At 38.4% G+C, this 15211-nt stretch carries 13 protein-coding genes and 1 pseudogene; 7 read left to right on the top strand and 7 right to left on the bottom strand.

Features of this window, described 5'->3' with window-relative positions; translation table 11 throughout:
- Positions 1–654 precede the first annotated feature (654 nt).
- Entirely contained in the window at positions 655–2514 is a 1860-nt protein-coding gene (locus GAB14E_RS18940; protein WP_197061150.1) for a M2 family metallopeptidase, read from the top strand.
- A 330-nt stretch (positions 2515–2844) separates the two neighbouring features.
- Here the strand turns inward: GAB14E_RS18940 and GAB14E_RS18945 are convergent, their stop codons facing one another.
- From GAB14E_RS18945 to seqA, 5 genes and pseudogenes are all read right to left on the bottom strand, one after another.
- On the bottom strand, positions 2845–4119 hold the full coding sequence (locus tag GAB14E_RS18945; protein ID WP_033080847.1) for a dihydrolipoyllysine-residue acetyltransferase: 1275 nt from the start codon (positions 4117–4119) through the stop codon (positions 2845–2847).
- 30 nt (positions 4120–4149) lie between these two features.
- Positions 4150–5127 (bottom strand): alpha-ketoacid dehydrogenase subunit beta, encoded by a 978-nt coding sequence (locus GAB14E_RS18950; protein WP_033080846.1) that lies wholly within the window; start codon positions 5125–5127, stop codon positions 4150–4152.
- 2 nt (positions 5128–5129) lie between these two features.
- Positions 5130–6311 (bottom strand): thiamine pyrophosphate-dependent dehydrogenase E1 component subunit alpha, encoded by a 1182-nt coding sequence (locus GAB14E_RS18955; RefSeq protein WP_033080845.1) that lies wholly within the window; start codon positions 6309–6311, stop codon positions 5130–5132.
- Between the two features lie 357 nt (positions 6312–6668).
- Positions 6669–8099 (bottom strand): annotated as a pseudogene (locus tag GAB14E_RS23675) (phosphohexomutase domain-containing protein).
- Between the two features lie 53 nt (positions 8100–8152).
- Complete coding sequence (gene seqA / locus GAB14E_RS18960) at positions 8153–8800, bottom strand: replication initiation negative regulator SeqA (RefSeq protein ID WP_033080844.1); 648 nt, start codon at positions 8798–8800, stop codon at positions 8153–8155.
- Positions 8801–8935: 135 nt separating this feature from the next.
- Here seqA and GAB14E_RS18965 point away from each other — a divergent pair, with 135 nt between their 5' ends.
- From GAB14E_RS18965 to fur, 5 genes are all read left to right on the top strand, one after another.
- On the top strand, positions 8936–9724 hold the full coding sequence (locus GAB14E_RS18965; RefSeq protein WP_033080843.1) for an alpha/beta fold hydrolase: 789 nt from the start codon (positions 8936–8938) through the stop codon (positions 9722–9724).
- 225 nt (positions 9725–9949) lie between these two features.
- A complete protein-coding gene (locus GAB14E_RS0122520) occupies positions 9950–10171 on the top strand; it encodes a DUF2788 domain-containing protein (protein ID WP_033080899.1) in 222 nt (73 codons plus the stop codon).
- Between the two features lie 3 nt (positions 10172–10174).
- Complete coding sequence (ybfE, locus tag GAB14E_RS18970; RefSeq protein ID WP_033080842.1) at positions 10175–10456, top strand: LexA regulated protein; 282 nt, start codon at positions 10175–10177, stop codon at positions 10454–10456.
- A 31-nt stretch (positions 10457–10487) separates the two neighbouring features.
- Positions 10488–11012 (top strand): flavodoxin FldA, encoded by a 525-nt coding sequence (gene fldA / locus GAB14E_RS18975; RefSeq protein WP_033080841.1) that lies wholly within the window; start codon positions 10488–10490, stop codon positions 11010–11012.
- Positions 11013–11185: 173 nt separating this feature from the next.
- The gene (fur, locus tag GAB14E_RS18980) at positions 11186–11629 is read left to right on the top strand and encodes a ferric iron uptake transcriptional regulator (protein ID WP_033080840.1); all 444 of its coding nucleotides are present in this window, start codon (positions 11186–11188) and stop codon (positions 11627–11629) included.
- 143 nt (positions 11630–11772) lie between these two features.
- On the opposite strand, the gene GAB14E_RS18985 is transcribed toward fur, so the two are convergent.
- Positions 11773–12342 (bottom strand): PhnA domain-containing protein, encoded by a 570-nt coding sequence (locus GAB14E_RS18985; RefSeq protein ID WP_033080839.1) that lies wholly within the window; start codon positions 12340–12342, stop codon positions 11773–11775.
- Positions 12343–12524: 182 nt separating this feature from the next.
- On the opposite strand from GAB14E_RS18985, the gene sstT reads away from it, so the two are divergent.
- On the top strand, positions 12525–13751 hold the full coding sequence (gene sstT / locus GAB14E_RS18990; RefSeq protein WP_033080838.1) for a serine/threonine transporter SstT: 1227 nt from the start codon (positions 12525–12527) through the stop codon (positions 13749–13751).
- A 109-nt stretch (positions 13752–13860) separates the two neighbouring features.
- On the opposite strand, the gene tilS is transcribed toward sstT, so the two are convergent.
- A complete protein-coding gene (gene tilS, locus GAB14E_RS18995) occupies positions 13861–15210 on the bottom strand; it encodes a tRNA lysidine(34) synthetase TilS (RefSeq protein WP_033080837.1) in 1350 nt (449 codons plus the stop codon).
- Position 15211: the final 1 nt, after the last annotated feature.

Here is a 15211-nt window from a genome sequence, read left to right as displayed (position 1 = left end):
TATCTCAACCTGTTTCATGTTGTAGTTTGCTCATTCGTTTGAATGAGCATTTTTTTTGCCTATAAAACGCCGACATTTATAAATAAGCACTCCATTACAAATAATTACCTTATCAATACAGTAAAATACAAGCAGAGCATTTATCCTTAACTCAGTTTCAAGCAAGCAGCAGTTTTAATCACCCTCTGCCTTTATTGACTCCCTTATACATTGTTTTGTTTATTATTGTTTTTATATCTCAACCTGTTTCATGTTGTAGTTTGCTCATTCATTTGAATGAGCATTTTTTTGCCTATAAAACGCCGTCATTTATAAATAAGCACTCCATTACAAATCATTACCTTATCAATACAGTAAAATACAAGCAGAGCATTTATCATCAACACAGTTTCAAGCAAGCAGTGGTTTTAATAACTCTGCCCATATTGACTCCCTTATATTCATTGTTTTGTTTATTATTGTTTTATATCTCAACCCTGTTTCATGTTGTAGTTTGCTCATTCGTTTGAATGAGCATTTTTTTTGCCTGTAAAACACCCTCTGTAATATAAGCTTTACTGCCTTAAGCTAAGATTTCCCTGATAAAGTTTGTATCAAGCAAACAATTTTATATACTAGCGCCACCTAACAACTTTTCTAATAACGATTATAAAAATGAAACAGATTAAGAAAACATTTAAGTTTACCGGTCTTGCTTTAGTTATTGCCGCTTCTTTAACAGCCTGCAGTCAAGAATCAAGCCCACAAGCCCCAGTAGAAAAAATAACAAAAGTCAGTGCACAAAAAACATTAACCTCCGCAGACGCAAAAATATTCTTAGATGAGGTTGCTAAAGAAATGGTAACTTTAAACTTAGAAGGTTCACGTGCTGCGTGGATATACGCCAACTTTATCACTGAAGACACAGCAGCATTAGCCGCTGATGCCGATCAAAAATCTACCGATGCAGGTGTTAGATACGCCATGCAAGCAGCAACTTTTGATAACGTAGATGTAAACCCGACACAACGTCGTCAATTGAATATTTTAAAACAGAGTCTGGTAATGCCTGCTCCGCAAGACTCAGCAAAATCTGCTGAACTTGCCACTATAGGCGCTAAACTTGGTAGTATTTACGGTAAAGGCAGTTATACCACCAAAGCCGGTGAGAAACTCAGCTTAGGTGATATGACAGCTAAAATGGCCAATTCACGTGATTATGATGAATTACTAGAGATGTGGTCAGGCTGGCGTGAAATTAGCCCAGAAATGAAACCACTTTATACCCGCCAAGCCGAGCTTGCTAATGAAGGTGCGAAAGGCCTTGGTTATAAAGACTTAGGTGCAATGTGGCGTTCAAATTATGATATGCCTGCCGATGAGTTTGCTAAAGAGCTTGACCGTTTATGGGGCCAAGTTAAACCTTTATATGATGACTTACATTGTTATGTAAGAACTGAGTTAGGAGAAACTTACGGAACTGATAAAGTAGCGCAAGACAAACCTATTCCTGCTCATTTATTAGGTAATATGTGGGCCCAATCTTGGGGCAACATATATGATTTAGTTGCACCTGAAGATGCCGATCCTGGTTATGATGTTACTAAACAATTAGCCATTCATAATTATGATGAAGTAGACATGGTTAGAGGCGCTGAAAAATTCTTTACTTCGCTGGGTTTTGACGCCTTACCAGAAACGTTTTATAGCCGTTCATTATTCACTAAACCTGCCGATAGAGACGTAACTTGTCATGCCAGCGCATGGGATCTAGATGCTAAAGATGATATTCGCATTAAAATGTGTATCCAAAAGACCGGCGAAGAGTTTAACGTAATTCATCATGAATTAGGACATAACTTCTATCAACGTGCTTATAAAGACCAACCGGTATACTTCCAAAACAGTGCCAATGACGGCTTCCATGAGGCTATTGGTGATACTATTGCTTTATCAGTTACGCCTAAATACTTAAAAGAAATCGGCTTAATTGATACCATTCCTGATGAGTCAAAAGATATTGGCTTATTAATGAAACAAGCCCTTGATAAAATCGCTTTCATTCCATTTGGTTTGATGGTTGATCAATGGCGTTGGAAAGTGTATTCAGGTGAAATCACCCCAGAAAACTACAATACTTCATGGTGGGAATTACGTGAGAAATATCAGGGTGTAGCCGCTCCTGTCGATCGCGATATCAATGCATTCGATCCTGGTGCTAAATACCATGTACCAGGCGGCGTTCCTTATAGCCGTTACTTCTTAGCACACATTCAACAATTTGAATTCCATCGTGCTTTGTGTGAAATATCAGGTAACACTGATCCTATTCACCGTTGTTCAATTTATAACTCAAAAGAAGCAGGTGCTGCACTTAATACCATGCTAGAAATGGGCTCAAGCCAACCATGGCAACAAGCTTATAAAGTTGTTACCGGTAGTGAACAAATGGATGCCCGTGCTATTTTAGATTACTTTGCGCCGTTACATGTTTGGTTGAAAAACAAAAACCAAGGTAAACAATGTGGTTTCTAATGCTTAAACATTAAGTAATTAATTGTTAGACAATGGCTACTGATTAACCTTGTGCACTTAAACAAGGTTAATCTAAAGCAGCTTTATCTAAAAAATAATCTAGACATTAAGTACTAAAAAGCCCCGTTATCTAATGATAACGGGGCTTTTTTATATGTTTCCTTGGTTGCACTAACTTTTTTACTTACAGACCACTTAGCGAGAATTAAAAGGCTTAGAGGCAAGGCATTGATTGAAGGTAATGGCTACTCATTACCAAAATAAACTATACCGAAATAAAGGCCGCATATAATCTTTTAGCCTTTTATTAGGTAATCATTCTATAAAATGCTAGCTCATATGTACTAACATATGAGCTGGCTTTTCAAGGAATGATTTCCACAGGTTACAAAAACGGGCAATGGTGCCGCCATCAATAACTCTGTGATCGCCAGACCAGCTCACTTGCATAATACTGCGCGCTTCAACCTCACCTTGCTCATTAAAGCGTGGTAGTTTTTGTAATTTACCCAAAGCAACAATGGCCACTTCCGGTTTATTAATAATAGGTGTCGCTACAGTGCCGCCTATTGCGCCAATATTAGAAATAGTAATAGTTCCACCTTTTAGGTCTTCACTAGCAACACGTCCACTACGGGCATCACTGGTTAAGCGCATAATATCGTTAGCTAGGTCTAATATTGACTTAGTTTGTACCTGTTTAATATTAGGTACAAGTAGACCTACTTTAGAATCAACTGCCATACCAATATTGTGATCATCAAAGTAGGTAAGCTCTGTGCAGTCTTCATTTACCTTTGTATTAACCAAAGGATACTCTTTAATCGCTAATGACATAGCTTTCATAAAGAACGGCATCATGGTTAATTTAATATCTTGCTTAGCATACACTTCTTTTAGCTCTGTACGTAAAGCGATAAGTTCTGTTAGGTCAATTTCTTCACAATAAGTAAAGTGCGGAATAGTACTAACACTATTTTGCATCGCTGTTGCCATTATCTTTTTAATACCGCGAATAGGCTCAACTATTGTACCGCCAATAACACTGCCGCCAGAGATAAGGGCCGCTACTCCATCCTGACCATTTTGACTATAAGCAACAACATCATCTTTATAAACTCGACCTTTTTTACCTGAGCCTGCAACTTGATGGATATTAATATCAAGTTCACGTGCTACACGCCTAACTGCAGGGCTTGCTAGTGCTTTACCATTGACAGTTTTATTAGTGCTATTAACAGCGCTATCACCAGTAACTGTTTTTGCAGCGATTGGCGCTTTTTCTATAACAGCTTCTGTTTTAACGTCTTTGCTTGCAACTTCTGCCGGGGTAGCAACTGGCGCCGCATCATTAGTGCTAGAGTCGCCTTCTGGGATCATAGCAAAAAGTGGTGAATGCACTTTGGCTATTTCACCTTGTTTGTAATAAAGCTTATCCACTACACCCGAATGCATAGCAGGGATTTGCACTAAAGCTTTATCTGTCATCACATCAGCAATAGGCTGATCTTCAACAATAACTTCACCCTCTTTAACTAACCACTCGACGAGTTCACACTCAACGATACCTTCACCAATATCAGGTAATATAAAATCAATACTCATGTTCTGTTTCCTGTTTAAAGGGAGTTATCGTTAAAAGTTAACGCTCTTTTTAATTGCTTCATACACTTTTAAGTGATCGCTAACATATTCTTTTTCTAACGCTAATGGGTATGGTGTATCTAGGCCACACACTCGAGCAATAGGCGACTCAAGATGTAAGAAACATTCACTTTGAATAGTCGCCGCTATTTCACTAGCAAAACCTGCAGTTAACGGTGCTTCTTGACTGACAAGTAAACGCCCTGTTTTCATCACTGAGTTACTAATGGTTTCAATGTCCCATGGTAAAATAGTACGTAAATCTACCACCTCACAAGAAATACCATCGTTACTTGCCAATTGTGCGGCTTTTTCAATGATCTCCATTTGTGCCCCCCAAGCGAGTAAGGTGATGTCCGTACCTGTTTGTACCACTTCCGCTTTGCCTAAGGGTAATTGGTAGTCTTCTTCTGGTACTTCACCTACCGATGCACGATATAAACGTTTCGGCTCAAAAAATATTACCGGATTATCGTCACGAATCGAGGCAAGTAATAAACCTTTAGCTTGGTATGGGTTACGTGGAATAACGACTTTCAAACCAGGAGTATGTGCAAAATACGCCTCTGGCGATTGGCTATGGTACAAACCACCGGCAATACCACCACCGTATGGAGTACGAATAGTCAGTTTACCAACATTAAATTCATTGCCGGTACGGTAACGAAATTTAGCCGCTTCATTGACGATTTGATCAAAGGCTGGAAAGATATAATCAGCAAATTGAATTTCAGCAATCGCAACACTGCCTTGAGCAGCTAAACCATTGGCAAAACCAATAATGCCTTGCTCTACTAACGGGGTATTGAAACAACGTGCTTTACCATATTTTTCTTGTAAGCCACTAGTGGCACGAAAGACACCGCCAAAATGACCAACATCTTCACCAAAACATACAGTGCGGTCATTGTCCTCCATGGCAATATCAAGTGCGCTATTGATAGCATGTAATAAATTAATTTGCGCCATGACTAGAATTTCCCCGCGGTAAATGGATAAGCTTCTGGATATTTTTTGATGTGAGCTTTCACATCATCTAACTGTGCTTGAAGTTGTGCTGATGGCATATCATAAACATCGGTGATCATGGTATCTATGTTCGGCTTATCTATTTTCTCTGCCACTTTTACTGCCGCTAACACTTGTTCTCTATACTGCTCAAACAAAGCTGTTTCTTGTGCTTCATCCCACCAGTTTTGCTTCAACATCCAGTTTTTCATACGCAAAATAGGGTCATTACTTTGCCATTTAGCTTCTTCTTCTTTTGTTCGATAACCTGATGGGTCATCTGAGGTAGAATGTGCACCAAGACGATAGGACATAGCTTCAATTAATACCGGTTTACTTTCTTTTACTACATAAGCCCGGGCAATTTGTGTTGCTTTTAGTACCGCTAGAATATCGTTGCCATCAATTCGAATGGTTTTAATACCATAACCCACACCACGTGAAGCAATGCCATTACCTCTAAACTGCTCTTCAGCAGGAGTCGAAATGGCATAACCATTGTTTCGACAGAAAAAGATCACTGGCGCCTCTTGTACTGCTGCCATATTTAAACCGGCATGGAAGTCGCCTTCTGACGCAGCCCCTTCGCCAAAGTAGCAAATGGTAACAGCATCAAGTCCTTGTAATTTTTGCCCATAAGCATAACCTGTTGCTTGCGGTATTTGTGTAGCAAGGGTCGATGATACCGTCATACAATTTAGCGCTTTAGAGCCATAGTGTATTGGCATTTGACGGCCTTTACCTAAGTCTTCAGCATTACTAAACAGTTGGTTCATAAAGTTTTCAAGGCTAAAGCCACGATACATTAAGGCACCCTGTTCACGATATTGCATCATGATCATATCTTGCGGTTCTAACCCCGCAGCACCACCTACGCTGGCAGCTTCTTCACCTAATGCGGTCATGTAAAAGCTTAAACGCCCTTGCCGCTGCGATGCTACCATGCGTTCATCTAATACACGATGGAAGGCAAGAGTATGATAAATTTTTGTCGCTAATGTTTGGTCAATATCAGGTAAATCAGCACCAGGGTAGGTGGTGCCGTCTTGATGTAAAATTCTCAATTCAGGAATTTCAACACTGTGGCCATCGATAAAAGTAGGCTGATGCACTACCGGTCCATCATTATAAATTTCTGTGCTCATAATGTTCTCTTCTTTTTACCCTAACCCACAAGATATTGCGATTAAAGTCTGCGAAAGTTGATACAAGTTGATTAAATTACGTTTACGTGTAGTAAATTTAAATAACTCGATTTTAGCTAGGTTTAATTATTTTTTTTATTATAGCTAATTTATACCTAGGTAAAGTATGAAGTAATAACCTCATTTTACTTTACCTTTACGTCAACTGACATTCAATAATCGAAGACAATGAATTGCCATGCCAGTCACAAGAAGTGAGCAATATTCTTTACAGTAGGTTTAAAACAAAAAAAGGAGGCGCATTCTAAAAAGAAATAGCTATAACTAAGGACAGGAATAGCTATTAATAGTAATGACTTATAGATCGGCTGTTTTAAATGCAGCACTCACTATGGCTTGTGCCTCACTAATAATCCTTTGTAGATGGTTTTCATTAATAAAACTTTCTGCATAGATTTTATAAATTTCTTCAGTGCCTGAAGGTCGCGCTGCAAACCAACCGTTATCAGTCACTACTTTTATGCCTCCTATGGCAGCACCATTGCCAGGTCGATGAGAAAGTACTTGTATAATTTTATCATCGGCAAGAATCTTTGCTGCTAATAAAGCCAAGATAAAACCATCTTTATCTGTGGTCCAAGTACTACCATCACGCGCTAAGAAAGAAGCACCTGCACTTTATTCTCCGCCAAAGGCGTAACTTGCATCAGCTAAACCATCAATAAGTGAGCTGGACACTAACGTCTTGTTTATTTTACAACTTTTAGGCCAATTTCTATGGGTCATTAAGTAATGAATGGCGACAGCGAGATAATGATTAGGGTTCATTAAACCGCCACTTGGGGTAACGATGCCATGTCTGTCAAAGTCGGGACATTACCAACACTGATATCAAAACCATCTTTCATGGCGATTCAGTCAGCCATAGCGTATTTTGAAGAACAGTCCATACGAATCTTGCCGTCTTTATCCAATGGCATAAAAGCAAAGCTAGCATCGACAACATCATTAACAACCTTTATCTTAAGGTCATATGCTGAGCAATCACCGGCCAATAATCAATACCTGAGCCGCCAAGCGGGTCAACACCAATGGATACACCAGCTTTAGCTATAGCCTGCATATCAATCACTTGGTCAAGTTGATCAACATAATGACTAATAAAGTCTTCTTTAATGAGTAAAGGTGATTGTAATGCTTGTTGGTAAGACAGCTGTTTTATAGCCACTGGGTTAGCGGCAATTAATTCATTAGCACGCTGCTCAATTTGTTTAGTGATGTCGCCTTCAGCTGGATCGCCATGAGGAGAGTTATATTTAATGCCGCCATCACTGGGTGGATTATGAGAAGGAGTTATCACCAGACCATCGGCAATATTTTTAGCGTCTGATTTATTATGGCAAATAATAAGCGAGAAATACCGGCGTTGGCGTAAAACCCCTGCCTGATAATGTGTCACTTTGTATAACAATATTAACACCATTGGCAATAAGTACAGAGATAGCCCTGGCAAAGGCCGGCTCAGATAACGCATGGGTATATTTACCTAAAAAGGGCGGACCATTAATGCCATTATATTAGCGATACTCAGCGATAGCCTGACAAATAGCAATAATATGCTATTCATTGAAAGTACGCTTCCTGGCACTACCACGATGACCTGAGGTACCAAAACTTACTTGCTAAGCTAACATCTTGAGTCTGGGCAAAGTAGTCACTAACTAACTGACCAATATTAATTCTATCTTGAGGACGAACTGGTTTGCCGGCAAAAGCATGAACACTCATATTTTGTTCTTAATGATTAATGGCAATTAGTTAGAGTTTCTACAACAGTTTAGTTAGAGTAGCTCACGAATTTTTTCAACATCAACATCACTATAACCTAATGAAATAGAAGCTTTAGTTAACATCATTTTTTTACGTGTGGTGTTAGAGTTAGTAATAACCCAAAAAGGACTTTCCGGTATTTGGCGAGGTTTAGTACTGCTACCACTTTCTGCTAATTTATTTTCACTGTTAGCAAAATATAAGCGATCGCGACCACTGATTTCAGTAACCACAGCAAACTGCTCAGGATGAGCTCGGTATAATGCAGCAAGGATGAGTAAAAATCGTCCGACAGCACCACGTTGCATGGCTAACTCTTCTTTGTTAATAAAATTAAAAACAGTTTCAAGGCTAACTTGCTTAGGAATAACGCTTTCAATTTTTGCTGGTTCGATAATCTCAGGCTCATTTGTCATAGCTACATCATCATTCGATATTGGCTGCTCCACCTTTGATTTAGTACTTTCTTTAATAGGCGCTGTATCGTTAACGGTGACAGTTTCATTAACGATAACAGTCTTAACATCAGCTTTTAAACCATTAGTATCTAGACCGAGATTTAGTAAACGACGTAAAATGGCAGAAGCACTTTCACCAATATATTGTGTATTCGTGGCAATGTATTGATAAAGCTCTTCATCTATTTCGATGTTTTTCATTGTTACCCCTAACTTAAATAATTCGCGGCAATATTATATAGGGAAATGACAAAGGGTTGAACTTATTTATTTGCAAATACGTGTTAAAAACATGACAATATCGATAATATCAAACAAATAAAAGCCAAGCGAATAATGACAGCACAATCACCGATCCTCAATTATAGACAGACCGGCACTGGCGAACACATTGTTCTTATACATGGATTATTTGGCAGTTTAGAAAACCTTAATATGGTGGCAAAGCCACTAAGTAACTCTTATTGTGTTACCAGTGTAGATGTGAGGAATCATGGCGACTCATTCCATGCTGGCGCCATGGAATATCCTGTATTAGCACAAGATATCATCAATTTATTAGACCATTTAAATATTAATTCCTGTTTATTGCTCGGCCATTCTATGGGTGGTAAAATTGCCATACAAGTCGCTTTGCAGCAGCCTGAACGTATTAAAAAATTACTAGTCGCTGATATTGCTCCAGTAAATTATCCGCCTCATCACCTAGATATAATTAAAGGGCTGCAAGCCATAGATTTATCCAAAATAAAAAAACGAAAAGATGCAGATGAGCAACTAGCGCCCTATGTAGATAATATTGGTGTCAGACAGTTTTTATTACGTAATTTAGCACTTAAGTCGTCAGGTGAATTCGTCTTTAAATGCAGCCTTATCGACATTAGCTTATGTTACCCTCAAATAATGAAAGCCAACGAGTTAACTGCCAATACAGCGCCTTACAACGGACCAACATTGTTTATCAAGGGCGGTAATTCAGATTATATTGTGCCTGAAAATAGAGAAACTATTGTAAAGTTATTACCCAGCAGTAAAATAAAAATAATTCAAGGCGCTGGTCATTGGCTTCATGCAGAAAAAACCCTTGCCTTTAATAAAATAGTGCTCGGTTTTATTAAAAATTAGTTATTGGCAAAACTATTTAACAGAGTAAATTGATCAATCGCACTACACTTATTGATGAAGATCAAAATACTCAGTGCCATTAAGCGTAATTGTTGTTCTTTGTTGAACTTAATTTTGCCATAAGTCAGAAATGCTAATGGTTTGGTGTCGATGATATGCTATAATCCCGCCAATTTTTTGGCCTTAATGTTTTTGGCCTTAGTGTATAAGAAACAATCAACCACTATGCTAGCAGAACATTTTGAGCTTATTGAGGCTATTGGCCTTAATTTATTTTTCCTTTTTATCTTCGGTTTTATCGGCTTATCTATTCATGATGTGATGAATAAAAACGATGTGCCAAAAATGGGTAAAGTGGTCGTATACTTAGTTTTATTTACTGGCTGCGCGGGTTTTATTGCTAAAGGCTTAATCCAGTTTATCTGGGAAAGTCAGGGGGTGGGTTAACTCATGGCTAAAGAAATATCTGATTTAACGACTATTGACTTGTTTAGTGATGAAAGACGTCCTGGACGTCCGAAAACAAATCCTAACTCGCGCAGCGTACAGATCAAAATCAACAAACGTAATCAAGTTAAACGTGATAAAAACAACGGTTTGAAACGTGTAGAGTTTAAAGTTCATCACAGTTTATTTGAACAATTAGAAGAGTTAGCTAAAGCTCAAGATATGAGCCGAAGTGAATTAATAGAAGCGCTGCTGATCGAATCATTGGCCGCACACGTAAAGTAATTTTTAAGAAAGCACAATAAGGTAACATCTCATGGCAATCGTAGGTTTATTCTTCGGCAGTGATACAGGTAACACTGAAGCAATTGGAAAAATGATCCAGAAAAAACTGGGCAAGCAAATGGTTGACGTCAAAGATATAGCCAAAAGCACTAAAGAAGAAATCGCTGAATTCGATTTACTAATTTTAGGCATACCTACCTGGTATTACGGTGAAAACCAATGTGATTGGGATGATTTTTTGCCTGATTTAGAAGAAATAGATTTTACTGACAAATTAGTGGCTATCTACGGCTTAGGCGATCAAGAAGACTACGCTGAATACTTCTGTGATGCTATGGAGCCATTACGCGATATCGTTGAGAGTAAAGGCGCCATCGTTGTTGGTAACTGGTCAACGGATGGCTATGAATTTGAAGCTTCAAAAGCCCTTGTTGATGAAAATACTTTTATCGGCTTATGTATTGATGAAGACAGACAAAGTGAATTAACTGAAGAGCGTGTTGATAAGTGGATAGTTCAGTTGAATGATGAAATGTGTTTGGCTGAATTCGCTTAGTAACCTTACGTTTTTCAAGGATATATCCTAAAGAGCCCAATTATTGGGCTTTTTTTTTAGCTTTTCTTGCCAAAGCGAACAATTTCATCAAAGAATAAAACTAAAGCTTTTCTCTTTCCCGATAACCCCCTATAATTTTGCTATTAAATAACTTATCACTTTAGAGACTTAATATGGCTGAACAAAACGAAGAACTTAAAAGAGCTGGATTAAAAATCACCCTGCCTAGAATTAAAATACTAAGTATTCTTCAACAGCCAAATAATCAGCATATAAGCGCTGAAGATGTGTATAAAATATTGCTAGAGCAAAATGAAGAAATTGGCTTAGCTACAGTATACCGAGTATTAAACCAATTTGATGATGCAGGTATCGTTACCCGTCACCATTTTGAAGGCGGCAAGTCAGTATTTGAATTAGCTCATAAAGCGCATCATGATCATTTGGTTTGCTTAAAGTGTGGTAAAGTTGTCGAGTTTGAAGACAATGTTATTGAAGAAAGACAAAAAGATATTGCCGTAGCTAACAAGATCAAGCTAACCAACCATAGCTTATACCTATACGGTGAATGTGAAGATCAAGAGGCTTGTGAGTCTTACAGAAAAAAACATCAATAAAAAACATTACAACTTTAGGTAACTTTTATTAACTAATTATCTAAACAAAAAACGCTGTGATATCACTATCACAGCGTTTTTTATTGTCTTAACTTTATTCACTCCAGATCAGGCGTTACAATGTGAAACTTGTTTTATTTTGCTTAAGCTTTCTTCAAATAAGCTGATACCAAGACAATACGAGTACCGTTAACTTTACCTTCAATATGCTCAGGGTTTTCCGTTAACGTAATGCCACGTACCATAGTACCTTGCTTAGCGGTAAAGTTTGCTCCTTTAACTTTTAAATCTTTGATCAAAGTAACATTATCACCATCTTGTAGCTCTGCACCATTACTGTCACGAGTTGGCCCATTACTACGCGCTGCAGCAATCCCCTGCTCAGCCCAGGTTTTAACTTCATCTTCCAAATAAATCATCTCTAAAGAATCTTGTGCCCAACTTTCGGTAGAGAGTTTGTGCAACATTCGATAAGACATAACCTGCACTGCTGGCTCTTGGTTCCACATACTGTCATTTAAACAACGCCAGTGATTTAGATCTAACTCACTTTGACCTTCGATTTGCGATAAACAATTATGACAGACATAAATAGACTGTTGAGCACTTAGATCACTTGTTGGTGGCACAGGATAAACTGCCAAAGTATCGGTACTTGTACAAAGTTCACAGCTATTATTACTACGTGTTTTTAATGCTTGTTCTGCAGGCATAGTTTTTCCAAAGACATTCGTTATTTTAATAAGTTAATTATACCCGCATCGCCTTATATTTCTATCACAAATCTCGCTTTAACTGTTTATTCTCCATGTTTAGCGAATAGCCCTAGACAATGACTATTCTTCAATGATAAAACTCCCTCATAATTAAAAGCAACCGAGTAATAGGCTAAACAATGACCAGCGAAACGACACCTAGTATATCCTTTTTAAAAAAAATCAAGTCGACTAGTTTAGTCAGCCAAATAATTGCCGCTATTATTTTAGCTAGCTTACTAGCGACAATATCACCAGAGTCAGCTAAAGCATTTGGCATGCTAGGTAGCTTATTTGTTAGTGCATTAAAAGCGGTAGCGCCAATTTTAGTTTTAGTATTGGTAACCTCAGCAATTGCCAATCAAAAGCTTGATAGCAGCGCGGAATTAAAACCTATTGTCAGCCTATACCTTATTGGAACCTTAAGTGCGGCTTTTATTGCCGTACTACTAAGTTTTGCATTTCCGACTGAACTTACTCTTGATTTAGCAGGCGCCAGCGCTAACCCACCACAAAAATTAACTGAAGTTTTAGCCACTTTGGCTTTCAAAGTTGTTGATAACCCTATTACAGCTGTTGCCACGGGTAACTTTATTGCAGTACTTGCTTGGGGTTTAGGTTTAGGTTTTTCATTAAAACATGCTAATGAGTCAAGTAAAGCCATGGTACATGATTTAAGTGAAGCAATTTCTAGTGTTGTACGTTTGGTAATACGTTTAGCGCCATTGGGGATTTTTGGCCTAGTAGCTAATACCGTCGCCACTACAGGTTTTAGCGCTTTAGGTGAATACAGTCACTTAGTAGCCGTGCTTCTAGGTGCAATGTTAATTATTGCCTTGGTAGTAAACCCAATCATTGTTTTTATAATCACTAAGAAAAATCCATACCCGTTAGTTTTCACTTGCCTCAGAGAGTCTGGCATAACTGCCTTTTTTACCCGCAGCTCAGCGGCAAATATTCCGGTGAATATGGCCTTGTGTAAGAAGTTAGACTTACATGAAGACACCTATTCGGTATCAATCCCCTTAGGTGCCACTATCAACATGGCAGGTGCCGCTATTACTATTACCGTACTAACTTTGGCGGCAGCAAATAGTTTAGGTATTGAAGTAAGCTTTGCAACAGCAATATTACTGTCAGTGGTAGCCTCTATTTCAGCATGTGGTGCCTCTGGTGTCGCTGGTGGCTCACTATTACTTATTCCATTAGCCTGTAGCTTATTTGGTATCAATAACGATGTTGCTATGCAAGTTGTCGCTATTGGTTTTATTATTGGCGTTGTGCAAGACTCGGCGGAGACAGCGTTAAATAGTTCAACCGATGTGGTTTTTTCAGCTGCCGCATCACATCATATAACCAAAACCTGAATGAACAAAACCTGACTATAAGCAAAAGCTCCATAGTATATATTTACCATGTGGCTTTTCGTATATGACTGAAGAAAACAAAGCTTAGGTTTTTCATATTTAGCTATGACTACATAATGCTAACAATCATGCCTTTTTGATCAGCCGGGGCAATAAAAGGCTGACAGACAAATTGCCCTATCACCGACACCAGTTCATTATCATAATATAAAAAAGCGATGCGCTTACGTTGCCATGGGGCAATATTTAATTCTTGCAAAACCTTTTTAAGGCTACGTGACCGCTGCCTAAAGTCAGGTAAACACTTAGGGTTATCATGACTGAAACGAACACTCACTTCCTGCCCTGGCATAGGTAAACAAATACTTGTTAGAGCATTATCTACCACAATATCTTGCTTAATTTGCAGCTGTCCTAAATTATCCGGTAAAGTTATTTCAATATTATTATTTGATAAGTCGATTGCCATTTTCCAATTACTTATATCACTGTATTTCGGCGTTAAAAACAATGTGCCCTTAAAGCGTCTGAAAAAATGCAGACCAACTTTAATTTGAGGATTCTTATCATCACCTGCTTTAAGTTGCAGTCTCACTTGTTTTAGCTGCTCAGTACTGGGCATTAAACAGTTATGCTGTGCCATAAAAAAACGAATCAGATTATTAAAACGCGCTGTTGATAAAGACGCTAATTTATCAACATCTAAGCTCAAAGCACTGGCTTTGCATTCCATTAAATCTTGCTCGGCAAGTTCATCCAATAACTCTTGTCCCGCTAAACAATTGCTCGCACTTCGATTAATGGTATTACTAATGCTGGGCCAGCGCGCACGTAAAAGTGGCATGACCTGCTGACGAATAAAGTTACGGTCAAAACAAGTATCAAGATTTGACTCATCTTCCACCCAACACAGTTGATGATCTTTAGCATAAGCTTCTATCTCTTGACGAGAAACGTTAAGTAGTGGCCGAACTAATAAATGCTGAGCAAGTTGACTTTGCCCCGACATAGCAGCTAGACCTTTCAAACCAGCACCACGTTTAAGTGCTAATAAAAAAGTCTCGCTTTGATCATCGCTATGATGTCCAGTTAACACTAAAGACTTCTGATGCCTTAATGTTTTCAAAGCATCGTATCTGGCATCACGAGCCAGAGCTTCAAGTGAGTGTTGTGCTTGCGCTTGTACATGGACACTTTTAACAACAAGGTTAACCGATAGTTTCGCGCATTCTTGCTGAGCAAATTCTTGCCAATGCAGGGCATTATCACTTAAACCATGATTAACATGACATACTGTAATTTCATTATCGATAAGTCTTTCTTGCTTTAATTTAACTAAGGCGTGTAATAGAACCTGAGAGTCAATACCGCCACTATAGGCAATAAGCAACTCAATATTTCCATGTATATTGACAAGGGTTTTGAGGGTGTTATGAAGGGTTGCTATTATATTATGCATA

This window comes from Colwellia psychrerythraea (genome assembly GCF_000764185.1).
Lineage (GTDB): Bacteria > Pseudomonadota > Gammaproteobacteria > Enterobacterales > Alteromonadaceae > Colwellia > Colwellia psychrerythraea_B.
This window is presented reverse-complemented; position numbering and strand designations above follow the sequence as displayed.